Source organism: Actinoplanes sp. NPDC004185 (assembly GCF_053603475.1).
In genome coordinates, this window is sequence record NZ_JBSGFR010000004.1 from 64071 (window position 1) to 88260 (window position 24190).

Below are 24190 nucleotides of genomic sequence, written 5' to 3' on the forward strand. Positions count from 1 at the left end.
TCCGGGCTCCGGGCTCCGGGCTCCGGGCTCCGGGCTCCGGGCTCCGGGCTCCGGGCTCCGGGCTCCGGGCTCCGGGCTCCGGGCTCCGGGCTCCGGGCTCCGGCAATTGTGACAGTGCCTCTGTTTCACGTGGAACTGACGACTGCTTGCCGTCGGTCGCTTGGGCGGCCTCTGACTGCCCAGCCTTTAAGACACCGACCCGGGCTCAACGTCACGGCAGCCATGGCTCCTCCACGGAAGTCAGCCGAGATACGAACTCAAGCTCGACCTGAGACGTGACCCCAGGGCTGCGCGTGAAACGAACGCCACAGCGGGGGAGCGACATCGTTGAGATTTGGGTGGCCGGCGTCAGTGGCGTTGCCCTAGTCCTCAATACCAACACCGAAAGCTGTTGGCGCGACAACAGCACAGAGCACGGGTGGCCCGGAGTCGGATTAGCCCCGCCGCGCGAGAATCCAGGCATTGCCGCACAGTTTCACGTGAAACCTGGCGCTGCGGCTGCTCTGTTCTGCAGCTCCAGCTCGGAGCCCTCTGTCGACTGGAGCAGGCAAGGCGAGCCGTCGCCATTTGGCCGAGCCGCCCTTCGGCATAGCCCAGTCATTCGCCAGACGGGTGCCCAGCCTTGCCCGACAGCCGCCACGAGAGACGGAGCAATGACGGTCCTCCTGGCGTTCCGTGGCAATCTCATCACCGCGCTCGAGCCGCTCGGCTCTCAGCGATGCACAGCCTCCCAATGCGGTCCGACGGCTGGCATCCTGACCGCAATTGGCTAACCCGAGCGGTATGGATTGTTGGGCAAGCATCTCCGCGGTTCTCAAAGTTCTACCGACTTCATCAGCTCGTCGGCCAGACCGGTCCCTGGCTCACTCGAGTCCCGTTGGCCAGGACACCTGGCCCACCACAGATTGGTGCTTGAACAATCGCATGCCAGTCCGAAGCTGAACCGGCGCCCCACGACTACTCACCGGGGTTGAAGATCTGACTCGAGGTCGCGAGCGGGAACTGCCTCGCGTCGAAGCGCCTTAGCCTGTTTCACGTGAAACTAGCCAAGGCCCCATCCGCTCGCGCATCATCAACCCGCTTCTGCCGAAAGCCAGCGGAGTTGGCCTCGTCAGCAACCAACCCTCGCTTGGATCAAGAGGATGCCTTCATAGCTCACCCCGTCTCATCCCCAATCCTTCAAGGGCGTCGACTCTGCCGGGGCGGACTACGGCTGTCAGAACTGAAGTCGCTTCCGGCAGCCATTTCGGATCACGCCCAGCGCCTTCCTTCTCTAAAGATGCGCGACCCGGCATTGCTCATGGCGGGTCCTCGCTAGAGACCGGGCTTCCTCGCTGCGCGGACGACCCGAGTCGATCACGCTCCCTCAGGTCCACAATATTTGACGAAGTTAGACCCGCGAGCACTCTGTCTCTACGCCCTTCATTCCAGCGGCTCATCGACGCGATCACCTCAGACCCCAGCCACAGCACGACGTTCCGAGGGAAAGCTGCATCTCAGCACGGAGCCTGCGATCACAGGAGCACGTCGAAAGTTGGGCAGCGAGAGGGGCTGTCCGACCCACCGGCCGCGCCCCCGGAAACAGACGAAGGCGATGAACGGTCGCCAGCGCACCGACACCGAAGTTGAGCACCAGTGACTGTCGTGCTCAGCAGCCGGCATGGACTCGGGTCAAACCGCGGCCCGAGCCACGGCGCAACAGTTGTCCTCAAGCGCACGGAGGACCGGACCGAGACCAAGGTCCTGGCAAACAACGACGGCACCACACGGCCCAACTCGCTACACCTCGGCGAGCAGTCCGCACCTCGCTCGGCACAACCACCCGACCGGCGGCGAGGATCGATCCGCTCAAGCGATCCGAAGGGGAAAGACTTTCGCCGACACCTCCTGGACTTCCATGCGACGTCGCGGTTGGCCGAAATGGCCCTTGGGGCGACCGAGCCACACAGAGCTGCGGCACTCGAACATCGCCCGGCGTCCTTCGGAGGTGCTGAGCCGACAAGCCTGCGGCATTCCAAACATGAGCTGAAATCATGATCAGAGCCGAACGAGACGCCTGATCGAGACGGAGCCGCGAACCGGGGCGAATTGGGCGTCAGATTTCGCCCATCTCGAAGATCCACCCCAACCAAAAACCTCAGGAGAATGGCTCTGACAGAACCGATTCGTCCCTCCACGGCGGCTCCGAAGTCACCCTTAGTAACGAGTACGCTCCACCGAAGCCAGGACATGAAGAAGGCACGTGATCCGCCGAATCACGTGCCTTGCATTCCACAACCCCACAACCGCCACCCAGCCGTGGCGGCGAACGATCAGTCAGACTCGGCGCCTTCTTCTTCCACGCCGATCATCCCCACGATCCGCTCCAGGTCGTCAACCGTCGCGAACTCGATAGTGATCTTGCCCTTGTTCCGGCCGATGTCGACCTTGACCCGCGTATCGAACCGGTCTGACAGCCGGTCAGCCAGATCGTTCAGCGCCGGCGCGTGCACCTTCGCCCGACGCGTCGGCGCCGACTTCTTCACCGGCCCGTCCGCGATCGCCAGCGACACGAGCTCCTCGGTCGCGCGAACCGAAAGCCCTTCCGCCACGATCCGAAGCGCCAACTGCTCCTGCGCGTCGGAGTCCTCGAGCCCGAGCAATGCCCGAGCGTGCCCCGCGGACAGCACTCCAGCCGCGACCCGTCGCTGCACCGGCGCCGGCAGGTTCAACAGCCTTATGGTGTTCGATATCTGCGGGCGGCTCCGGCCGATTCGCCGAGCCAGCTCCTCGTGCGTGGCGCCGAACTCCTCGAGCAGCTGCTGGTACGCAGCCGCCTCTTCGAGCGGGTTCAGGTTGGCCCGGTGGATGTTCTCCAGCAGCGCATCCCGCAGCATCGCATCATCGCGAGTGTCGCGGATGATCGCGGGGATCGTCTCCTTGCCGACGGCCTGGGCGGCACGCCAGCGCCGTTCACCCATGACCAGTTCGTACCGGCCGCCGCCGACGTCCCGGACCACGATCGGCTGGAGGAAGCCGACCTCCTGGATGGAGGTCTTCAGCTCCTCGAGCGCTTCCTCATCGAAGACGTGCCGCGGCTGCTTCGCGTTCGGCTCGATCGCAGTGACCGGCAGCTCCGCAAAGCGAGCGCCGGGCACCGGAGCGAGACCACTGTCGTCCTCGGCTACCGGCGCCGACGCGGGCGGCTCAGCCGGCGCAGTGAACTGCGGCGGCGCAGTCGCCTCAGCAGCAGGCGGCGCCGAAGCCGGGGCTGAGGTAGGCGCCGGTGTCGGATCCGGAACAGCAGCCGGGGGAGGCGGCGGCGGCTCCTCGGTCGTCGTCGTGCCACCGGCCGCCGGGGGAGCGGTGGGAATCAATGCGCCGAGGCCACGCCCCAGGCCGCCCCGTGGACGGTTCTTCATGCCGCGCCTCCCGTGTTGACCCCGCGCATCGCGATTTCCAGAGCTGCCTCGAAGTAGCTCGTGGCGCCCCGCGAACCCGGATCGTAGGTCATCACGGACTGGCCGTAGCTCGGAGCCTCCGACACGCGGACGTTGCGCGGAATCACGGCCTCGAGCACCTTCGAGCCGAAGTGGTTCCGCACGTCCTGCTCAACCGCGTCCGCCAGGCGGGTCCGGCGGTCGTACATCGTCAGCAGGATGGTGGAGACGTCGAGAGTCGGGTTGAGGTGCTGACGCACCAGGTTGATGTTGTTGATGAGCTGGTTCAGGCCCTCCAGCGCGTAGTACTCGCACTGGATCGGGATGAGCACTTCCTGCGCCGCGCAGAGCGCGTTGACCGTCAGCAGGCCAAGCGATGGCGGGCAGTCGATGAAGACGTAGTCGAACTTCTCCGGGTGCCCGGCGATCGCGCGCTGCAGCCGCGACTCACGCGCCACCACCGACACGAGCTCGATCTCGGCGCCGGCCAGGTCGATGGTGGCCGGGACGCAGTACAGGTTCGGGATGCCCTCGACCGGCTGCGCCACCTCAGCGAGCGGCACGTTGTCGATCAGGCAGTCGTAGACGTCGGGCACGCCGGCGTGGTGGGGGACGTTCAGGCCGGTGGATGCGTTGCCCTGCGGGTCGAGGTCGACTACCAGTACGCGGTTGCCGTGCAGGGCCAGCGCCACCGCGAGGTTCACCGTCGTGGTCGTCTTGCCGACGCCGCCCTTCTGGTTCGCGACGCAGAGCACCCGCGGATGGTCGGGGCGCGGCATGTGGATCTCGCCGCTCGGGTTGAGGATCTGCACAGCTCGCAACGCTTCCATGGCGAGGGGCGGATCGTCCTCATCCCGGTCCGGCGTTTCACGTGAAACATGCTCGTCTGCCGCCGCGCCGTCCGCGGACGGCTGCGTCGCCACGGCCGTCGGCGCGGCCGGTGCCGCAGAGACAGGAGCCGACGACGGTACGGTCGCAGAACCGGAAACCGGCGCCGACGAAGGCCCCGACCGTGGCGCCGGAGCAGGGCGTCGAGGCTCCGACGCGCTGACCTCGGGCTCCGTCACCGGGGTGCCGTACACCTGCCCGCCGTTCCCCGTACGTGGTTGCGGCACGCCTTGCTCCCCACTGTCGAAGCTCACACTCAAGCTTCCGCTTCGATCCGAGCCGGCGTGTGGATCGGTTTCACGTGAAACACGGTCCCAGCCTGGGGCACCGTCCGGGCCCCTGCCATACTCATGCACCGTTTTGTCCCTGCCTGCTTGGATTGGGTCGGCACCGCGAGCGTGCGGTCCGGCAGGAAGCGGCGGGGCGTCTGACACTCCCACCGTCCGGTCCACACTATCGACGCGCGGCCAGCCTACGGCCGCCGGGCGAGCGTCGCCACGGTTGTCCGCCTGATGAGTTGATCCCAACAGCCCATCGGACGCCTCGAAGACCATGAATCCGGGCACCAACCGCATCTTCACCCTGTCGCCGGCGGTCCCAGCACCATTCTCGTCCAGTCCGGATACCTCTATTACATCGCGTCCCGCCCCGAACTGTGGTCCCCCAAGCGAGCGCACATAGTCCGCCGACGGTCCGGCGTGGGGCTCATCCAGAGCGCTCCCGTCAGCATGGGATAGGTCGCGGAGGACCGCCGCCGGGTCCTTCCCACCTCCTACGCCCGGCAAGATGCACACGGGATCGGGCGGCATGCTGATCGGGTTGGTCGACAAGGTCGGGGGCGTTAAAGAGGCACCCTCCGAGGAGGTACGACCTGTTGAGGATTCTCCGGGCGGAGAAGCAACGCCTAGATCAGAGGAAGAGCCCGGAGGCGCCGAGGAGTAGCCAGGGCGAGAAGTGCTCGCTCCAGAAGGAAGATGGGAAGTGCCCGCGTCCGCAGTCGAGTGAGCGACTCGACGACCACCCGGTGATCCTCCGGCGTACCGATCGGACACGAACGCGTCACCGGACCCGACGGCGTCGCCGGACCCGACGGCGTCACCCCTCGAGGAGCCGCCGGTCGAGGCAGTATCAGTCCCCGAGCCAAGACGAGAGGCGCCAACCGCCGAAGCCGAGCCACGACCAGAGCCCGCCGAGGCGACGCCGCCCGGGAGTGGACCAGCAGCAGAACCAACGCCCGGCCCACCAGAACCATCAGTAGGGGAACCAGCAACAGGCCGGCCCGTATCCGGGCCTCGCTGGGGTCGTGGGAGCTTTCCCGTTCGTTTCCGCACGCCCCGCCTGGCCATCTATCCCCTCCGCGATCTCCTTTTCCCGGAGCCGCGCCCACCGGCGGAGCGGCCCGGGTCGGCCGTCCTTCCGGACGGCCTCGGCCTTGGTGCCACGACGGCCCGCTCCCGCACGATCTCGACGACCGTGGTCGGCGGATCGATCAGTCCGGCTCCGCAGAGCCGGACGACCGGGTCGCCACCACCGAGCCGGCTGATCGCCTGGTGGTGTTCTGCCACCTCCTCGGCGGCCGAGGCGCCTTTGAGCGCCAGGAGCCGGCCGCCGACGGCGGCGAGGGGCAGGCACCAACCGGCGAGCCGGTCCAGTGGCGCGACCGCGCGTGCGGTGACGATGTCGGCGGCGGCGGGGGGCCCACCGGCGACGTCCTCAGCGCGGCCCCGGACGACTGTGACAGTCGGGTCGAGGCCGAGAGCGGTCACCGCTTCGGACAGGAAAGCGGTTCGTCGTGCCAGTGGCTCGACCAGCGTGATCGTGAGATCCGGCCTAGCCACTGCCAGCACGATACCGGGCAAACCGGCACCAGACCCGACGTCGGTTACTGAAGCACCTAACGGGATCATCTCGGACATAACGGCACAGTTGATCAGGTGCCGTTCCCAGACCCGCGGGGCCTCGCGCGGGCCGATCAGGCCCCGGACAACGCCGTCGGTGATGAGCAGCTCCGCATACCGCGTGGCCAGAGCGAGCCGGTCGCCGAAGGCGCTCTCGGCCGCCGCCGCGAAAGCAGGCGGAACGTCAGGAGAAGGGGAGACAGGCGCGGACGACGACGGCCCGGGCACCACAGCGCCCGGGCCGTCGTCACCCGCGCCGAAGCGTGGGTCGGTCATGTCAGCTCAGTCAGCCGGACGGACCACGATGCGGCGGCTGGGCTCGACGCCCTCCGACTCGCTCTGCACGCCGGGGATCGCGTTGACCACGTCGTGCACGCACTTGCGCTCGAAGGCCGACATCGGCTCCAGGCGTACGGGATCGCCGTGCTCTTTGACCTTTTCGACCGCGTTGCGGGCGACCGCCGTCAGTTCCTTGCGCCGGGTCGCCCGGTAGCCGCCGATGTCCAGCAGCAGCCGGCTCGGCGAGCCGGTGGCCCGGAAGATCGCCAGGCGGGTGAGCTCCTGGAGCGCCTCCAGCGTCGCGCCGCGCTGGCCCACGAGCGGTTGCAGCCGGCCGCCGACGACCTCGACCATCGGGCGGCCCGCCGACACGAGCTCGTCGATGTCACCGTCGTAATCGAGGATGTCGAGCAGGCCCTCCACGTAGTCGGCGGCGATCTCGCTCTGCCGGAACAGGTCGGAGTCCGAGGTGACGGTCTCCGACTTCTTGGTCTCCTCGGTACCGGCGGACTCCGCGGCAGTGGCGGAAGCGGTCTCCTCGGTGGACTGCTCTGCGCTGGGAGTGCTGGTGTCGGTCACGGTCTCATCTCCGTACTCACTCGGGCCGGACCTGCTCGGTCCGCTGTTTCCCGCGCCGGTGCCGCCTGGGAACGATCAGGTCGGCGCCGGCGCGAGGAGGTCTTTGTCGCCGCCCCGGCAGGGCCGCGCGCGGCCCGGGCGTGGCCCGGACCGCAGCTGCGTCATCCCTGTGGTTTGTTCGCGGGTCGCGCGCCCTTCTTGGGGTTCACCGGCTTGGCGCCGGGCTTCGGCGCGAGGGCCTTGGTGTCCACGACCGGGGTGCTCGGCTCCGGCTGGGCGGCCGGCTTGCGGCCGAACAGTCCACCGGTACGGCCGTTCTGCACCGGGTTCTGCGGGCCCTTGGCGCCGGCCTTGGCGCTGGTGGCACCGGCCGGACGGGCCGACGACGCGGTGGTCTTGGCGTTCGACATCTGCGGCGGCGGGAACTTGCGGAGCACCCACTGCTGCTGGGCCAGGCTGAACAGGTTGTTCGTGACCCAGTAGATGACCACGCCGATGGGGAACAGCGAGCCGGAGACGAGCAGCGACAGCGGGATGCCGTACAGCATCAGGCGCTGGATCATCTTCTGCTGCGGGTCCTCGGCCCAGCCGGTCTTGAGGATCATCTGGCGGCTGGTGAGGTACGTCGTCGCCATCATGGTGAGGACCAGGATGGCGGCGATGACCTTGACCACGGTGCCGTTCGACGCGCCGAGCCGGGCCAGGTCGGCCGCGGACGAGCCGAACTGGGCCGGGAGCGGCGCGGTGAACAGCGCCGAGTGGGTCGCCTCACGGAACTGCTCGGCGGTCCAGCCGTACAGGGTGGGGTTGGCGTTGTCCGGGTTGAGCCGGCGCAGCACGTGGAACAGGCCCAGGAAGACGGGGATCTGCAGGAACATCGGGAGGCAACCCATGAGCGGGTTGGCCTTCTCGACCTTGTACAGCTCCATCATTTCTTTCTGGAGCGTCTCCCGGTCGCCCTTGTGCTTCTCCTGCAGCTGCTTGACCTTGGGCTGCAGCGCCTGCATGGCGCGCTGGGACTTGATCTGCTTGACGAAGACGGGGAAGAGGATCACCCGCAGCGTCACGACCAGGAAGACGATCGACAGGATCCAGGACCAGTTGGTGCCCAGCACCCTGCCGTCGGAGACGCCGATCGCGTCCCAGAGGTCATGCCAGCGAAGAAGGATCCACGAGATCGCGATGTAGATCCAGTCGAGACTCAATTCATGCTCCAGTCACATCAGCAGGACGGTGACGGATCGGGTCAGGCACCGGATCGAACCCGCCAGGGTGGAAGGGGTGGCAGCGCGCCAGCCGCCAGATCGCCAGGGCGGTCCCTCGGGAAGCGCCGTGCACCGCGAGCGCCTCCTGGGCGTACGCGCTGCACGAGGGGTAGAACCGACAGCGGGCCGGCAGTGCCGGGCTCAGGTAACGACGGTACGCGACGATCCCCCACGTCAGCACCCGGGCGACCGGCCCGCGTGGCGTGCTCATCGCCGCCGCCGGCTCGACCGGGCCGCGGCCAGGGCGGCATCGAGGTCGGTCCCCAGCGTTTCGAAGGACGCCGACGCCGAGGCGGGCAGTGCGCGAACCACCAGCAAAGTGCCGTCCGGGAGATCGGCGAGGCGGGGCCGCACCAGGTGCCGCAGCCGCCGACGGACCTTGTTACGGGTCACCGCGTTGCCCACGGACTTGGACACGACAAAGCCGGCGCGCGCCGTGGAGGCTTGCGCCGGCTCATCGATAAGAAGGTGGACGACCACCGTGCTGCGCCCGGCCCTGCGCCCACCGCGAACCGCTGCGGCGAAGTCAGTGCTGCGCCTCAGTCGTTGCGCCGCGGCCAGCACGACTACCTGGACATCCGGCCGGACCAGCGTCGGCTCAGGCCGACAGCTTGTCGCGGCCCTTGGCGCGGCGGGTGGAGAGGATGGCGCGGCCGGCACGGGTACGCATGCGCAGCCGGAAACCGTGGGTCTTCGCGCGACGGCGGTTGTTCGGCTGGTAAGTGCGCTTGCTCACGTCAAAACTCCGTCTTCGTAGGGCACCCACGCGACCGTAGGCGTCCAGGGGGCATCAAAGCTGCAAGACGCCACTTTAGCAGAGCGCGGCGGAGCAACCGCCCGACCCTACGCAGCACCCCCGGGGTGGTCAACCATCGTGCGGTCGGCACGCCGACAGATCACTTCCCCGTACGGTGCTTCGTCACGCACGCTGGTCCGTCTGCGCACGGAGTGAATCTTTTCGTGCCAGGTCTGCCCCGGGGTGGGTACCGGCGGTTGATGCGGGTGCCGCCGCGCTGTTAGCGTGCCCGTTTGCTGGTCTGCACCGCTGACGCGTCGAGTCGGCCAAAACCGGACGAGCCGGTTAATCGTTCGCCAGGTGAGCCTGTTTTCCCGCGCGCCAGCACAGGCTCCGGGGGAGTCCGCCGACCAACCGGCCGGGGAGCGACCGCCGACGAGTGCACAGGTTGTGGATAACCTGTGGACAGCCGGTGGCGCCGTACATGTTCAGCACGTTGGATGTGCTGGGTTGGGGGTAGCCGGTCCGTGGCCCGTACGGGTGACGACTGGCAAGGGCGGCGGAAGCCGGACAAGGCCACCGGGAGACCGGTGGCGATGGGGGTGGCGCGGCGGTGGCCGATACGGTCGACCTTGGCGGGGTGTGGACCGCTGCGACGGACGAGCTGGCGGACGAGATCGCGTCCGCTCAGCAGCGTGCGTACCTGCGGCTCACCCGGCTGCGCGCCATAGTCGAGGACACCGCGCTGCTGTCCGTGCCGGACACGTACACCCGGGATGTGATCGAGTCGCGGCTGCGGCTGGCGATCACCGAGGCCCTGTCGCGCCGGCTCGGCCGGCCGATCCAGGTGGCCGTGACGGTCCGCCCGCCCGAGGACGGCACCGGCCGCCCGGGCACGGTCTACGGCACGCCGCCTCCCGAGCCGCCGACCCAGCCGCCCGCCCACTACGCGGACCAGCAGCAGCACTACGCCGAACAGCAGCCGCCGCGCTACGCGGAGCAGCAGCCGCCGGCCTACCCGGACCGCTATCCACAGCCCCCGTCCTTCGGTCACCAGGACAACTACGATCAGGGCTACGAGAAGTCGTACGAGCAGAGCTACGAATCGGCCGACGGACCGACCGGTTCCGCCCAGGCGCCGTTCCCGCGCGCCGTCCCGTCAGCCCGCGACTCCCGGGACGGCCAGGACGCCCTGTTCGCCGCGCCGCTCCCGATGCCGGTGCGCCCGGCGGAAGGCCCGAAGACAGCCGCCGAGGACCAGCAGGAGAAGCAGGCCCAGGCCCAGACCCGTACGGAAGCAGAGCCGCAGCGTCGCGAGGCCCCGCGCCAGATGCCGCACTTCGCCGAGACGCCGAACGAATCGACCGGCCGCCGGATCGCCACCGACCCGGCCCAGCTGCGCGACAACCAGCGCCGCCCGGACGAGCGCCCGACCATGCACAGCCAGGACCGCCGCGACGACACCCTGCAGATAAGGCACGGCGGCGACAACGGCCCGGGCCGCGCCCCGATGGACATGCGCGGCCAGGACCGCGACCGCCGGCCGGGCGGCAACGACGGCAACCGGCTGAACCCGAAATACATGTTCGAGACGTTCGTCATCGGCTCGTCCAACCGGTTCGCCCACGCGGCGTCGGTCGCGGTCGCCGAGTCCCCGGCGAAGGCCTACAACCCGCTGTTCATCTACGGCAGTTCCGGGCTGGGCAAGACGCACCTGCTGCACGCGATCGGCCACTACGCGACGACGCTCGGCCACGCCCGTTCGGTGCGCTACGTCTCGACCGAGGAATTCACCAACGACTTCATCAATTCCCTGCGTGACGACAAGACGCAGGCCTTCCAGCGCCGCTACCGCGACGTCGACATCCTGCTGATCGACGACATCCAGTTCCTGGAAAATCGCGAGCGCACCCAGGAAGAGTTCTTCCACACATTCAACACGCTGCACAACGCGAACAAGCAGATCGTGATCAGCTCGGACCGCTCCCCGCGCCAGCTGGCCACCCTCGAGGACCGGATGCGCACCCGCTTCGAATGGGGCCTGCTCGCCGACATCCAGCCGCCGGACCTGGAAACCCGCATCGCGATCCTGCAGAAGAAAGCCGCGCAGGAACGCATGTACGCCCCGGACGACGTCCTGGAATTCATCGCCTCCCGCGTCTCGAACTCGATCCGCGAACTCGAGGGCGCCCTCATCCGGGTCACCGCTTTCGCCAGCCTGACCCGGTCGTCGGTCCAGCTCTCACTGGCCGAAGAGGTCCTGCGCGACTTCATGCCGGACGGCGCCGGCCCGGAAATCACGGCAGACCAGATCATGGTGTCCACGGCGGACTACTTCGGCGTGAGCCTGGAAGACCTCCGCGGCCATTCCCGGTCGCGAGTGCTGGTCAACGCCCGCCAGGTAGCGATGTACCTCTGCCGCGAACTGACGGAGCTGTCCCTGCCGAGAATCGGCCAGGCCTTCGGCGGCCGCGACCACACCACGGTGATGCACGCGGACCGAAAAATCCGCCAGCACATGGCCGAGCGGCGATCCCTCTACAACCAGATCGCCGAGCTGACCAACCGCATCAAACAAAACACCTAGATCTTCTTTTTTTTCCGGTACGCGCAGCGGCTTTTACAACCGCAACATCGGCTCAAGCGACCACAGCAATCAGCCAGGACCACCTCAAGCCCGGCGATCCTCCGCCGGGCTGACCCGTCCGCCGACGGCCGTCCCCATTGGTCATCGCCGGGTGCGCACCATCTCGGCCGCCAAGTCTTCGCTGGGATGAGGAATCGTCCGGTGGTTCGACGAGCTCGCTGATCACCGTGGCGGACGAAGCGAAATGGCTCCGCAGCTGTCAGTCGCCCACGTCAGCTCAGCCATGTCCGCTCAGCCATGTCCGCTCAGCCAGGTCCGCTCAGCCGGGCGGTCGGCCTGGTCCAGTCGGCCTGGTTCGGTCGGCCTGGTCCAGTCGGCCTGGTCCAGTCGCACACGTCGGCCGGCCATGTTCGGGGCAGCTTGGTCCCGGTCGACCGCATTCGGCCGCCACATCCGGTCGACCACATCTGGCCGCCCACGTCCGGTCGGCAGATCTGGTCGACCCCGTCCAGTCGGCCAGCTCCGGCCGGCCACGGCCGGCCGCACAGGTCGGCCAGCCATGTCCGGTCAGTCTGGTCTCGGTCCACCGCATTCGGTCCGCCACATTCGCTCGGCCAGCTTCGGTCGGCGAGGTCCGGTCGGCCAGGTCGGGGAGTTACCTAGAAGGATCCCTCAGCCGCCGGGCGAACCCCTGCCACGACCGAGGACAGCGGATCTTTCGATCGGCGCCGTTCGCGCCGCCAAGCCAAAGCCGCCGCCAACTCGATCTGCATCAAGATCGAGATCGCCTCACCCAGCCGACGAAGGCGGTCACCCGGCCGAGCGCAGTCCAGACCACCGTGGCGTGAAACTCGCCGCGTCACCGGCCGACGACCTCGTATCGCGCAACAGAGCCCGCCGCCCTCATGCCAAGAAGGCCGAGCCGCACCCAACGCACGACTGACCGCGCCCCACCGCACGACTGACCGCGCCTTAACGGCGACGGAGCAGCCCCTCGCCCCCGTCACCGCGCAGGAGGTCCAGGGTCACGGCCTCACGGCGTACCCGCCGCGGACGACGGACCGCGCCCCTCGCGAATAACGCACCGCGCCATCGCGGATAACGGACCGCGCCCCCTCGCCGGACCAAGGACCCGCCACCCGCGGAGGTCTCGCCCGATCCTGCTTAGCCCTCGCCCGGCCCCGCGGGACATCCGCACCACCCGACCCCGCCCCCGGATCGGTCGGCTTATCCCCACCCCGTTCGTGTCAACGCCGCGACGAGACGGGATCGTGCCAACGTTATCCACAGCAGTTCACAGGCGTTCACAGGAAGTTATCCCCAGCGGTGGAAAACCTTCGGGGCCGTACCCCACAGATGTGGATGGGGCCTGGGGAAATCGATGTGGACAGACACACACCGTCACGGCTGTCCTCACAGGCTGTGGACGCGTGTGGATTTCCTGTTGAAGGTTCTGGGGACGACGAGCCGGTAGCGTTCCGGCGTTATCCCCAGGCCTGGGCACAAACCCGGTGGATAACCGGTGGACAGACGGTGGACAACGGTGGACAACCGGAGTCGGGTCGACGACTGTGGACGCAGACCGGGGTTTGTACCCTGGTTTCCCACATGTGAATCACCGGTGGATAACCCGCTGACCTGCGCAGACGGGAGTTCTCCACACTTTGCACAGGACCGATGAAGACGACTATGTCTTCTTCAGGGAAATCCAAAAAGCAATCATCAGCGTTGGGGAAGGTGTGGATGAGCCGCTCGGCGGTCCGAACCATCCCTGACTTACCCACAGCACCGGGGTCGGACGCATGCTGCGCCGACCCGCGCCATAGAGTTCAGTGGGCGCCATCAGCACATCCGATGCTGGTTCGCCGAGAAAGAGTGACGCGGAGGGCATGGCATGAAGTTCCGGGTGGAGCGAGACGCACTCGCCGACGCTGTGGCGTGGACGGCGAAGAGCCTGCCGAGCCGCCCGTCGGTGCCGGTGCTCGCCGGCGTCATGTTGCGGGTGACCGACGGCAGGTTGCACGTCTCCGGCTTCGACTACGAGGTCTCCAGCCAGGTGAGCGTGGAGGTGCAGGCCGACGCCGACGGCGCCGCCCTGGTCTCCGGCCGGCTGCTGGCTGAGATCACCAAGGCACTGCCGAACAAGCCGGCGGACATCGCCGCTGTCGGTGCGCATCTCGAGCTCGTCTGCGGCAGCGCGCGCTTCACGCTGCCGACGATGCCGGTCGAGGACTACCCGACCCTGCCGGAGATGCCGTCCAGCGCCGGCACGGTCGACGCGCAGACCTTCGCCTCGGCCGTCCAGCAGGTCGCCATCGCGGCCGGCCGCGACGAGACGCTGCCGATGATGACCGGCGTGCGGATCGAGCTGAACGGCACGTCGATGGCGATGCTGGCCACCGACCGCTACCGGCTCGCCATGCGTGAGCTCCAGTGGAGCCCCGACGACCCCGACATCAGCCTCAACGCGCTCGTCCCGGCGAAGACGCTGAACGACACCGCCAAGACGATGGGCCCGCTCGGCGGCGACGTCATCCTGGCCCTGGCGCAGGGCAACGCCGGCGAGGGCATGATCGGCTTCGCGGGCGGCACCCGGCGCACGACCAGCCGGCTGCTCGACGGCGCCAACTACCCGCCGGTCCGCTCCCTCTTCCCGGCCAGCCACAACGCCGAGGCCCGGGTCAGCGTCTCCTCGCTCGTCGAGGTGGTCCGCCGCGTCGCCCTGGTCGCCGAGCGCACCACCCCGGTGCTGCTCAGCTTCGGCGAGGACGGCCTGGTGGTCGAGGCCGGCGGCACCGAGGAGGCCCGGGCCAGCGAGGCCATGGAGGCCACCTTCACCGGCGAGCCGCTGACCATCGGCTTCAACCCGCAGTACCTGATCGACGGATTGCAGAACCTGGGCGCCCAGACCGCCGTACTCTCGTTCGTCGACGCGTTCAAGCCCGCTGTGATCTCCCCCGCGGCCGAAGACGGCGAAATCGTGCCGGGTTACCGCTATCTGATCATGCCGATCCGGGTAACCCGCTGATACTGGGCGGAAGAACCACTCATCTAGGGGGAACACCATGCAGCTCGGCCTTGTCGGTCTCGGCCGGATGGGCGGCAACATGCGCGGGCGGATCCGTTCCGCCGGGCACGAAGTCGTCGGCTACGACCGCAATCCGGACGTCTCCGACGTCGCCAGCATCGCCGAAATGGTCTCCAAGCTCGCTGCGCCGCGGGTGGTCTGGACGATGGTGCCGGCCGGTCAGATCACCGAGAGCACGATCGACGAACTGGGCGGACTGCTGTCCGCCGGGGACATCATCATCGACGGCGGTAACTCCAAGTTCACCGACGACCAGCCGCGGGCCGACCGGCTCGCGCCCAAGGGCATCGGTTACATGGACTGCGGCGTCTCGGGCGGCATCTGGGGCAACCAGAACGGCTACGCGCTGATGGTCGGCGGCTCGGAGGAGAACGTCGCCACCTGCATGCCGATCTTCGAGGCCCTCAAGCCCGCCGGCCCGTACGGCTTCGTGCACGCCGGCCCGGTCGGTGCCGGCCACTACACCAAGATGGTCCACAACGGCATCGAGTACGGCATGATGCAGGCCCTCGCCGAGGGCTGGGAGCTGCTCGAGGCCTCCGAGTACGTGGACAACGTGCCCGGCGCGATCAAGAGCTGGCGCGAGGGCAGCGTCGTCAAGTCCTGGCTGCTCGACCTGCTCGACCGGGCGCTGGACGGCGACCCCGAGCTGGCCAAGCTCAAGGGCTACGCCGAGGACACCGGTGAGGGCCGGTGGACCGTCGACGAGGCGGTCCGGCTGGCCGTTCCGCTGCACGTCATCGCGGCTTCGCTGTTCACCCGCTTCGAGTCGCGGCAGATCGACTCGCCCGCCATGAAGGCCGTCGCCGCTCTGCGCCAGCAGTTCGGCGGCCACGCCGTCGTCGGCTGAGCAGTCCAGGCGGCCTGGTCGCACGGCATAGGAGCTGAGCAGCCCAGGCGGCTTCGCCGCACTGCAAAGGAAACAGTGAGATGTACGTTCGCCGGGTCGAGTTGACCGACTTCCGTTCGTACGAGCGGGTGACGGTCGACTTCGACCCCGGCGTCGCGGTGCTCGTCGGCCAGAACGGCATGGGCAAGACCAACCTGATCGAAGCGCTGGGTTACGTGGCCACTCTGGACAGTCACCGGGTGGCCACCGACGCCCCGTTGGTCCGGGCCGGCGCGACCTCGGCGGTGATCCGCAGCGAGATCGTCCACGATGGTCGCGAGCTGCTGGTCGAGCTGGAGATCGTGCCCGGCCGGGCCAACCGGGCCAGGCTCAACAGGTCACCCGTACGCCGGTCCCGTGAGGTGCTCGGCGCGCTGCGGATGGTGTTGTTCGCGCCGGAGGATCTCGAGCTGGTCCGCGGCGATCCGGCCGAGCGCCGGCGCTACCTCGACGATCTGCTGGTGGCCCGGCTGCCCCGGTTCGCCGGGGTGCGCGCCGACTACGACCGGGTGGTCAAGCAGCGCAACGCCCTGCTCCGCACGGCGTACCTGACGCGCAAGGTCGGCGGGACGCGCGGGCAGGATCTGTCGACCCTCGCCGTCTGGGACCAGCACCTGGCGCATCACGGGGCCGAGTTGCTGGCCGGCCGGCTCGAGCTGGCCGCGGCTCTGGGTCCCCATCTGACCAAGGCCTACGACGCGGTGGCGGCCGGGCGGTCGACGGCCTCGATCGCGTACGCGTCGCGGCTCGGCGAATCGCTGGCGCCGGACCGCCCTCAGCTGGAGCAGGCGCTGCTCGCCTCGCTCGCCGAACGGCGGCAGAACGAGATCGAGCGCGGCGTCACCCTGGTCGGCCCGCACCGCGACGATCTTTCCCTCACCCTGGGCGAACTGCCCGCCAAGGGGTACGCGAGCCACGGCGAATCCTGGTCGTTCGCGCTGGCCCTGCGGCTGGCGGCGTACGACCTGCTGCGCGCCGACGGTATCGAGCCGGTGCTGGTCCTCGACGACGTCTTCGCGGAGCTGGACTCGGGCCGCCGGGAGCGGCTGGCGGCGCTGGTGTCGGACGCGACGCAGTTGCTGGTGACCTGCGCGGTGCCGGAGGATGTCCCGGCGACCCTGCAGGGGGCCCGCTACGACGTCGGACCAGGAACGGTGACCCGTGTCTGAGGCAACCCCGGAAAAGCCGCCAGCCGCGGCCAGGGACGCCGCAAGACGGGCCACCGGTGGCGGCAGCGGCGCAAAAGACGCGACAGGCCGCAAGCCGGCATCGAGCACCGGCGGAACCGGCCGCGCCGGGCCAGGCAGCGCGGCGCCCGCTTCCGACGGGCGGCCCGGTCCGGACAGCTCGACGAGCGCACCAGGAGTCGCGGCGGACGGCGGGACAGCAGTCGGACCGGAGCTCGCCCGCGCGGTCCTGGACGCCGCGCTGGCCCGGCGACGGGCCGCTCAACAGGCGCCGCGACGCCGTACCGGAAATGACGAAGGCACCGGCCGCCGGTTGCGCGGCTATTCCGGGCCCGGGCCGGATCCGCGGGATCCGCAGCTCTTCGGGGTGATGCTCGAGCGGATCATGAAGCAGCGCGGCTGGCAGAAGCCGGCCGCCGAGGCCAAGGTCTTCGGCGCCTGGGAAAAGGTCGTGGGACCGGACGTCGCCCAGCACAGCCGCCCGGTCAAGCTCGACGCCGGCGTGCTCACCGTGGAGGCCGAGTCGACCGCGTGGGCCACCCAGCTCCGCCTGCTCGCGGCCAACCTCCTCAAGCGCATCGCCGCCGAGGTCGGCCACAACGTGGTCACCAAGCTCAACATCCACGGCCCGGCGGCGCCGTCCTGGGCGAAGGGCCCGCGCCGGGTGCAGGGCCGCGGCCCGCGCGACACGTACGGCTGACAGCCCGGCTTCTCAGTAGTCGGCGAAGACGGCGAAGCCCCGCTCGGCGCAACGGCGGTAGAAGCCGGACAGCACCGCCAGCTCCGTACGGGCGAAGCTCCAGTGCGGTGCGTTGCCCGCCTCGTCCCGTAGCGCCGCCAGCCGCTGGTCCAGCCACCGCAGCTGCTGCTCGGCGAGGCGTCCACCGGCCACCGCGGCCCGCATCACGTTCGCCACGCTGTCGAAGGTGACCAGGTCGCCGTACGGCTGGTGACCCTCGACGAAGCGTTCCAGCCCGCCGGCGATCCAGGCGCAGCCGTCCGGGTCGATGACCGGGTCCTCGTCCTCCGCGGCCGCGTCGGTGGCGTAGAGGACGCCCTCGAGCCCCAGCAGCAGGTCGACGAGCTCCGTGTAGGCGGTCGCCCGTACCGTGCCGGTCTTGGCGATGTGCAGCGCGAGCGCGCCGGTGGGCGCGGCGATGTCCGGCGCGTCCGCGACGGCGCCGAAGTCGACGAACTCCGCGGGGGCGACCGGGTCGTAGAACCGGTTCGTCCGCGGCCAGTGCACGGCGACGTTGTCCAGCCCCTTGTCCAGCGCCATGGCGGGCTCACCTCTCCTCGAACTGCCGGGCTGCGGACCCGTCCGGCCGTGTACCGGGCCGCGCGGGCGAGGTTACGACACCGTCGCCTGCTGTCGTCAGGCAGTGTCGCAGCGCGTGGCCCCACCCGCGAGGAGGCGCGCCTCGCGGTCCGGGCGTCGAAAGGTTCGCCGTTGCGGGGGGCCCGCATTCCGTGTAGGGGGACTCGTGGGAGTGGCCCTCAATCGCGCTACGGCAATCTGAGGTACCCGGACGAGGGTGCCGGACCCTCTACAACTGGCTCCGACGGAGTAGAATCGACGGAGACCGGGAAAGTCCGCCCCGTGACGGCACTCCGTCACGCTACGCGATTTTTCCAGCCGATCACGATCCGCGGGTGACCGCGGCGACCGGCGCGCTCGGCTCCACCGGTGGTCCGCTTTCTTCCCGCGGCTCGTCGCCGGTGGCTCGCCCTGCCCGCCGGTGGCCGCCGGCCGCCCGCCAACCCCGTGACCAGCCCGCCTCGCGCGGGCCGGCGCGAGAAAGTGGCCGAGGGTGGCAGAGAACACGCAGGAATACGGTGCCGGTTCCATCACCGTGCTCGAAGGTCTCGAGGCGGTCCGCAAGCGCCCCGGTATGTACATCGGTTCCACGGGCGAGCGGGGCCTGCACCACCTGGTCTGGGAGGTTGTGGACAACGCCGTCGACGAGGCCCTCGCGGGCTACTGCGACACCATCGACGTCGTCCTGCTGCCGGACGGCGGGGTCTCCGTCACCGACAACGGCCGCGGTTTCCCGGTCGACCTGCACCCCAAGCTGAAGAAGCCCGGCGTCGAGGTCGCGCTGACGGTCCTGCACGCCGGTGGCAAGTTCGACGGCAAGGCGTACGCGGTCTCCGGCGGTCTGCACGGCGTCGGCGTCTCGGTGGTCAACGCCCTCTCCACCAAGATGTTCGTGGAGATCCACAAGTCGGGCAACGTCTACCGGCAGCACTACACCGCCTCCAAGCCCGGGCCGCTGGAGAAGGGCGAGTCGACCGAGCGCACCGGTTCGATGGTCCAGTTCTGGCCGGACCCGACCATCTTCGAGACGGTCGAGTTCGACTGGCAGACGATCTACCGGCGGATCCAGGAGTACGCCTTCCTCAACAAGGCCCTGACGATCAACCTGGTCGACCGGCGGCCCGAGTTCGTCGACGAGGAGGGCAAGGCCCGCGAGGTCACCTTCATGTACGAGAACGGCATCGCCGACTTCGTGCGCCACCTCAACCAGACCAAGGCCCCGATCCACAAGACGGTGATCGAGTTCGAGGCCGAGGCGAACGACGAGGGCATGGCCCTCGAGATCGCCATGCAGTGGAACGAGTCGTACGGCGAGTCGGTCTACACCTTCGCCAACACGATCAACACCCACGAGGGTGGCACCCACGAGGAAGGCTTCCGGGCCGCGCTGACCAGCATCGTCAACCGGTACGGCGCTGAGAAGAAGTTCCTCAAGGGCGACGAGAAGCTGTCGGGCGAAGACATTCGCGAGGGGCTCGCCGCGATCATCTCGGTGAAGCTGACCAATCCGCAGTTCGAGGGTCAGACCAAGACGAAGCTCGGCAACACCAACATGAAGAGCTTCGTCCAGAAGATCGCCAATGAGCAGATCGCCGACTGGTTCGACCGGAACCCGGCCGACGCGAAGCAGATCATCACCAAGGCCTCGCAGGCGGCCCGAGCCCGGATCGCCGCGCAGCAGGCCCGCAAGCTGGCCCGGCGCAAGTCGCTGCTGGAGTCCGGCTCGATGCCGGGCAAGCTGGCCGACTGCCAGTCGACCGACCCGCGGGTGTCCGAGCTGTTCATCGTCGAGGGTGACTCGGCCGGCGGCTCGGCCAAGCAGGGCCGCGACAGCCAGATCCAGGCGATCCTGCCGATCCGCGGCAAGATCCTCAACGTGGAGAAGGCCCGGATCGACCGGGTGCTGAAGAACAACGAGGTCCAGTCGCTGATCACGGCCCTGGGCACCGGCATCCACGAGGAGTTCGACGTCGCCAAGCTGCGCTACCACAAGGTGGTGCTGATGGCCGACGCCGACGTGGACGGCCAGCACATCCAGACGCTGCTGCTCACCCTGCTGTTCCGCTTCATGCGGCCGCTGGTCGAGCTGGGCCACGTCTACCTGGCCGCACCGCCGCTCTACAAGATCAAGTGGAACAAGCGCGGCGACGACGCCCAGTACGCCTACTCCGACCGGGAGCGGGACGGCCTGATCGAGCTGCGCCAGCAGAAGAAGCCGAACGCCAAGCCCGACGACATCCAGCGGTTCAAGGGTCTCGGCGAGATGAACTTCCGCGAGCTGTGGGACACGACGATGGACCCGGGCTCCCGCACGCTGAAGCAGGTGACTCTCGACGACGCCGCCACCGCGGACGAGCTGTTCAGCGTCCTGATGGGTGAGGACGTCGAGGCGCGGCGCTCGTTCATCCAGCGCAACGCCAAGGACGTGCGGTTCCTCGACATCTGAGGTACGGGTGAGCGGCGTCACTCAACGCCGCTCACCTCGGGTTATGCACAGCGAATCACCGCTTTCCACAACGTTATCCACAGCGAAATGCGTAGCCTGACGCCGTTTGTCGGGTTTGACTGTTAGTAAGGGTTAACTGTGACGGATACTCCCGAGACCCCCGCCGAGGAACCCCAGGACGTGCCCGGCGGCGGAGTGAGCCAGCGGGTCGAGCCGGTCGGCCTCGAAGTCGAGATGCAGCGCTCGTACCTCGACTACGCGATGAGCGTCATCGTCGGGCGGGCGCTGCCGGACGTGCGGGACGGCCTCAAGCCGGTGCACCGCAAGATCCTGTACGCGATGTACGACGCCGGCTTCCGCCCCGACCGCGGCTACGTCAAGTGCGCCCGCGTCGTCGGCGACGTCATGGGTAACTACCACCCGCACGGTGACTCCTCGATCTACGACGCCCTGGTCCGGATGGGCCAGCCGTGGTCGCTGCGCTACCCGCTGATCGACGGCAACGGCAACTTCGGCTCGCCGGGCAACGACCCGCCGGCGGCCATGCGCTACACCGAGTCGAAGCTCTCGCCGCTCGCCATGGAGATGCTGCGGGACATCGACGAGGACACCGTCGACATGCAGGACAACTACGACGGCCGGGCCAAGGAGCCCACGATCCTGCCCGCGCGGTTCCCGAACCTGCTGGTCAACGGCTCCGAGGGCATCGCGGTCGGGATGGCCACCAAGATCCCGCCGCACAACCTGCGGGAGATCGCCGCCGCCGTCCAGTGGTACCTGGACAACCCGGAGGCCGACGAGGCCACCACCCTCGAGGCGATCCTGGGCATCGTCAAGGGACCCGACTTCCCGACCCGCGGCCTGATCGTCGGCCAGCAGGCGATTCAGGACGCCTACCGCACCGGCCGTGGTTCGATCCGGATGCGCGCGGTCGTCGAGGTCGAGGAGGACGCCCGGGGCCGGCCGTGCCTGGTCGTCACCGAGCTGCCGTACCAGGTGAACCCCGACAACCTGGCCGAACGGGTAGCCGAGCTGGTCAAGGAGGGCAAACTCACCGGGATCGCCGACATCCGCGACGAGTCGTCCGGGCGTACCGGAATGCGGTTGATCCTGGTCCTGAAGCGCGACGCGGTCGCGAAGGTCGTGCTGAACAACCTCTACAAGCACACCCAGCTGCAGGAGACCTTCGGCGCCAACATGCTGGCGCTGGTCGACGGGGTGCCCCGCACGCTCAACCTGGCCCAGTTCATCCGGCACTACGTCGACCACCAGATCGACGTCATCCGCCGGCGCACGGCCTACCGCCTGCGTAAGGCCGAGGAGCGCGCGCACATCCTGCGCGGCCTGGTCAAGGCGCTGGACATGCTCGACGAGGTGATCGCCCTGATCCGGCGCTCGCCGACGGTCGAGGATTCCCGCCAGGGCCTGATGCAGCTGCTCGACGTCGACGAGATCCAGGCCACCGCGATCCTGGACATGCAGCTGCGGCGCCTGGCGGCGCTGGAGCGGCAGAAGATCATCGACGAGCTGGCCCGCATCGAGATCGAGATCGCCGACCTCAAGGACATCCTGGCCAAGCCGGAGCGGCAGCGGGCGATCGTCTCCGAGGAGCTGGCCGAGATCGTGGCCCGCTTCGGCGACGACCGCAAGACCCAGATCATCCCGTTCGACGGCGAGGTCTCGATGGAGGACCTCATCGCGCGCGAGGACGTTGTGGTGACGATCACACGAACTGGTTACGCGAAGCGCACGAAGGTGGACCTGTACCGCTCGCAGAAGCGCGGCGGCAAGGGCGTGAGCGGCGCATCCTTGCGGCAGGACGACATCGTCAGCCACTTCTTCGTGATCTCCACGCACTCGTGGATCCTGTTCTTCACCAACAAGGGCCGGGTCTACCGCGCGAAGGCCTACGAGCTGCCCGAGGCGAACCGCGTCGCGAAGGGCCAGCACGTCGCCAACCTGCTCGCTTTCCTCCCGGACGAGCACATCGCGCAGGTCATCCAGATCCCGGACTACCAGGTCGAGCCCTACCTTGTGCTCGCCACCAAGAATGGCCTCGTGAAGAAGACCCGCCTCGAGGAATTTGACTCCAACCGCAGCGGTGGCATCATCGCCATCAACCTGCGGGAGGATGACGAATTGGTGGGCGCCACGCTGGCCGCGCCGGAGAACGACCTGCTCCTGGTCTCGAAGAAGGCTCAGGCCATCCGGTTCAACGCGACCGACGAGGCGCTGCGACCGATGGGGCGGGCGACCTCGGGCGTGATCGGCATGCGCTTCAGCGAGGCGGACGAACTCCTCGCGATGGAGGTGGTTCGTGAGGGCATGGACGTTTTGGTCGCGACCAACGGCGGGTATGCGAAGCGGACGCCGATCGAGGAGTATCCGGTGCAGGGCCGGGGCGGCAAGGGTGTGCTGACGGCCAAGATCACGGAGCGTCGTGGCGGGCTCGTCGGAGCGCTCGTGATCGACCCGGAGGATGAACTATTTGCCATCACCAGCAATGGTGGTGTCATCCGGACTCCCGTGAAGCCTGTACGGCGCACGCGGGATCGGAACACAATGGGGGTCAAGCTGATGGACCTCCCAGAAGGTGTAACCATCGTGGCGCTTGCTCGCAATGCCGACGAGCCTGACGAACAGGACTAGTTGATGCCGGAGACACAGGCGAAGTCGGGGGGCCCGGGATCCTCGGCATCTCCGGTCGACGCGGAGCCGAAGAAGGACGGCGCCGCACCGACCGGACGCGAGGGAGCCGGCCGCGCGGCGGTACCCGCCGATGCCCCGTCCCAGCCGAAGTTCACCCGTGCGCCGGGCATGGCCCCGCCGCCGGGTGAACCGCCCGCCGACAGTGACGGTCAGGCCGACCAGAAGCGACCGCCGGCCGCCCCGGCGGGCCCTTCGGTCGCCAAGGGCTCGGCCACGGTGCCGATCGTCACCAAGGGCAAGAGCGGCGGGTCCGCAGCAGCGCCACAGGGCGCGCAGGCCGGGCGCACGGGGGTTCAGCCCCCGGCGAAGCCCGGTGCCGCGCCCCAGCGCCCCGCTGAGGCCCCCAAACGCCCGACGGGTAACGCGGCCGCCAGCGGTTCGGCCGCTGTCGGTGCCGCACGGGTCACCGAGGCGGTCCGGTCCGCGCGCTCGACGGTGACGTCGGCCGCGGCGCGTGGCCCGCGCCGGGCCCGGCTGAACCTCAAGCGGATCGACCCCTGGTCCGTGATGAAGTTCGCCTTCGCCGTGTCCGTGGTCCTGTTCATCGTCGTGGTCGTGGCCACCTCGGTGCTGTACCTGTCGCTGGACGCTATGGGCGTCTGGCAGACGGTCAACAACAGCCTGCAGAGCCTGGTGAACACCACCGGCGGCGCCGAGGCCGCGACGGCCGGCGGTGGCTTTCGCATCACCGCCTGGGGCGTCATCGGCACGTCGATGCTGATCGGCGCGGTGAACGTGGTGCTCTTCACCGCACTGGCCACGCTGGGCGCGTTCATCTACAACGTGTGTGCCGACCTGGTCGGCGGCGTCGAGCTGACGCTCGCCGAGCGCGACTGATCCACCCCGATCGTGGTTGCGGCCGCCGTGTCAGCACGGCGGCCGCCCCCAATTTTGGGTAGCGC

Annotated in this window: 17 protein-coding genes; 8 read left to right on the plus strand and 9 right to left on the minus strand. The window is 68.6% G+C overall.

All coding sequences use genetic code 11. The annotated features are described in order from the left end of the window. Nucleotides 1-2312: 2312 nt before the first annotated feature. The 8 genes from ACWEOZ_RS05530 to rpmH all read right to left on the minus strand — a co-directional run bounded on the left by ACWEOZ_RS05530 (nucleotide 2313) and on the right by rpmH (nucleotide 9064). Nucleotides 2313-3401, minus strand: coding sequence for a ParB/RepB/Spo0J family partition protein (locus ACWEOZ_RS05530; RefSeq protein ID WP_451909555.1), 1089 nt, complete (start codon nucleotides 3399-3401; stop codon nucleotides 2313-2315). After that, nucleotides 3398-4663 carry a ParA family protein gene (locus ACWEOZ_RS05535; protein WP_451909556.1) on the minus strand — a complete coding sequence of 422 codons (1266 nt, stop codon included), beginning with the start codon at nucleotides 4661-4663 and terminating at the stop codon, nucleotides 3398-3400. The genes ACWEOZ_RS05530 and ACWEOZ_RS05535 overlap by 4 nt, the downstream gene beginning before the upstream one ends. A gap of 990 nt (nucleotides 4664-5653) precedes the next feature. Beyond that, nucleotides 5654-6481, minus strand: coding sequence for a 16S rRNA (guanine(527)-N(7))-methyltransferase RsmG (gene rsmG / locus ACWEOZ_RS05540; protein WP_451909557.1), 828 nt, complete (start codon nucleotides 6479-6481; stop codon nucleotides 5654-5656). 6 nt (nucleotides 6482-6487) lie between these two features. Next, nucleotides 6488-7063 (minus strand): Jag family protein, encoded by a 576-nt coding sequence (locus tag ACWEOZ_RS05545; RefSeq protein ID WP_360546674.1) that lies wholly within the window; start codon nucleotides 7061-7063, stop codon nucleotides 6488-6490. 161 nt (nucleotides 7064-7224) lie between these two features. Further along, nucleotides 7225-8268: a membrane protein insertase YidC gene (yidC, locus tag ACWEOZ_RS05550; protein ID WP_451909558.1), complete on the minus strand. Its 1044-nt coding sequence runs from the start codon at nucleotides 8266-8268 to the stop codon at nucleotides 7225-7227. A 1-nt stretch (nucleotide 8269) separates the two neighbouring features. Next, a complete protein-coding gene (gene yidD / locus ACWEOZ_RS05555; protein ID WP_451909559.1) occupies nucleotides 8270-8539 on the minus strand; it encodes a membrane protein insertion efficiency factor YidD in 270 nt (89 codons plus the stop codon). Beyond that, nucleotides 8536-8892, minus strand: coding sequence for a ribonuclease P protein component (rnpA, locus tag ACWEOZ_RS05560; protein ID WP_451909560.1), 357 nt, complete (start codon nucleotides 8890-8892; stop codon nucleotides 8536-8538). The genes yidD and rnpA overlap by 4 nt, the downstream gene beginning before the upstream one ends. A 34-nt stretch (nucleotides 8893-8926) precedes the next feature. Continuing rightward, nucleotides 8927-9064, minus strand: coding sequence for a 50S ribosomal protein L34 (rpmH, locus tag ACWEOZ_RS05565; RefSeq protein ID WP_125812322.1), 138 nt, complete (start codon nucleotides 9062-9064; stop codon nucleotides 8927-8929). 613 nt (nucleotides 9065-9677) lie between these two features. Between rpmH and dnaA the strand changes: the two genes are divergently transcribed. The 5 genes from dnaA (at nucleotide 9678) to ACWEOZ_RS05590 (ending at nucleotide 17515) form a co-directional block, all read left to right on the plus strand. Next, a complete protein-coding gene (gene dnaA, locus ACWEOZ_RS05570) occupies nucleotides 9678-11651 on the plus strand; it encodes a chromosomal replication initiator protein DnaA (protein ID WP_451909561.1) in 1974 nt (657 codons plus the stop codon). Between the two features lie 1894 nt (nucleotides 11652-13545). Beyond that, nucleotides 13546-14679 (plus strand): DNA polymerase III subunit beta, encoded by a 1134-nt coding sequence (gene dnaN, locus ACWEOZ_RS05575; protein WP_451909562.1) that lies wholly within the window; start codon nucleotides 13546-13548, stop codon nucleotides 14677-14679. A gap of 37 nt (nucleotides 14680-14716) precedes the next feature. Further along, complete coding sequence (gnd, locus tag ACWEOZ_RS05580; RefSeq protein ID WP_451909563.1) at nucleotides 14717-15589, plus strand: phosphogluconate dehydrogenase (NAD(+)-dependent, decarboxylating); 873 nt, start codon at nucleotides 14717-14719, stop codon at nucleotides 15587-15589. Between the two features lie 80 nt (nucleotides 15590-15669). After that, entirely contained in the window at nucleotides 15670-16797 is a 1128-nt protein-coding gene (recF, locus tag ACWEOZ_RS05585; RefSeq protein ID WP_451909564.1) for a DNA replication/repair protein RecF, read from the plus strand. A gap of 247 nt (nucleotides 16798-17044) precedes the next feature. Beyond that, nucleotides 17045-17515 (plus strand): DUF721 domain-containing protein, encoded by a 471-nt coding sequence (locus tag ACWEOZ_RS05590; RefSeq protein WP_451909719.1) that lies wholly within the window; start codon nucleotides 17045-17047, stop codon nucleotides 17513-17515. A 12-nt stretch (nucleotides 17516-17527) separates the two neighbouring features. Here the strand turns inward: ACWEOZ_RS05590 and ACWEOZ_RS05595 are convergent, their stop codons facing one another. Then, a complete protein-coding gene (locus ACWEOZ_RS05595; protein WP_360546693.1) occupies nucleotides 17528-18094 on the minus strand; it encodes a hypothetical protein in 567 nt (188 codons plus the stop codon). A 532-nt stretch (nucleotides 18095-18626) separates the two neighbouring features. Here ACWEOZ_RS05595 and gyrB point away from each other — a divergent pair. From gyrB to ACWEOZ_RS05610, 3 genes are all read left to right on the plus strand, one after another. After that, the gene (gene gyrB, locus ACWEOZ_RS05600; protein WP_451909565.1) at nucleotides 18627-20579 is read left to right on the plus strand and encodes a DNA topoisomerase (ATP-hydrolyzing) subunit B; all 1953 of its coding nucleotides are present in this window, start codon (nucleotides 18627-18629) and stop codon (nucleotides 20577-20579) included. A 138-nt stretch (nucleotides 20580-20717) separates the two neighbouring features. Further along, nucleotides 20718-23228 carry a DNA gyrase subunit A gene (gyrA, locus tag ACWEOZ_RS05605; protein ID WP_360546697.1) on the plus strand — a complete coding sequence of 837 codons (2511 nt, stop codon included), beginning with the start codon at nucleotides 20718-20720 and terminating at the stop codon, nucleotides 23226-23228. 3 nt (nucleotides 23229-23231) lie between these two features. After that, nucleotides 23232-24125: a DUF3566 domain-containing protein gene (locus tag ACWEOZ_RS05610; RefSeq protein WP_451909566.1), complete on the plus strand. Its 894-nt coding sequence runs from the start codon at nucleotides 23232-23234 to the stop codon at nucleotides 24123-24125. Nucleotides 24126-24190: the final 65 nt, after the last annotated feature.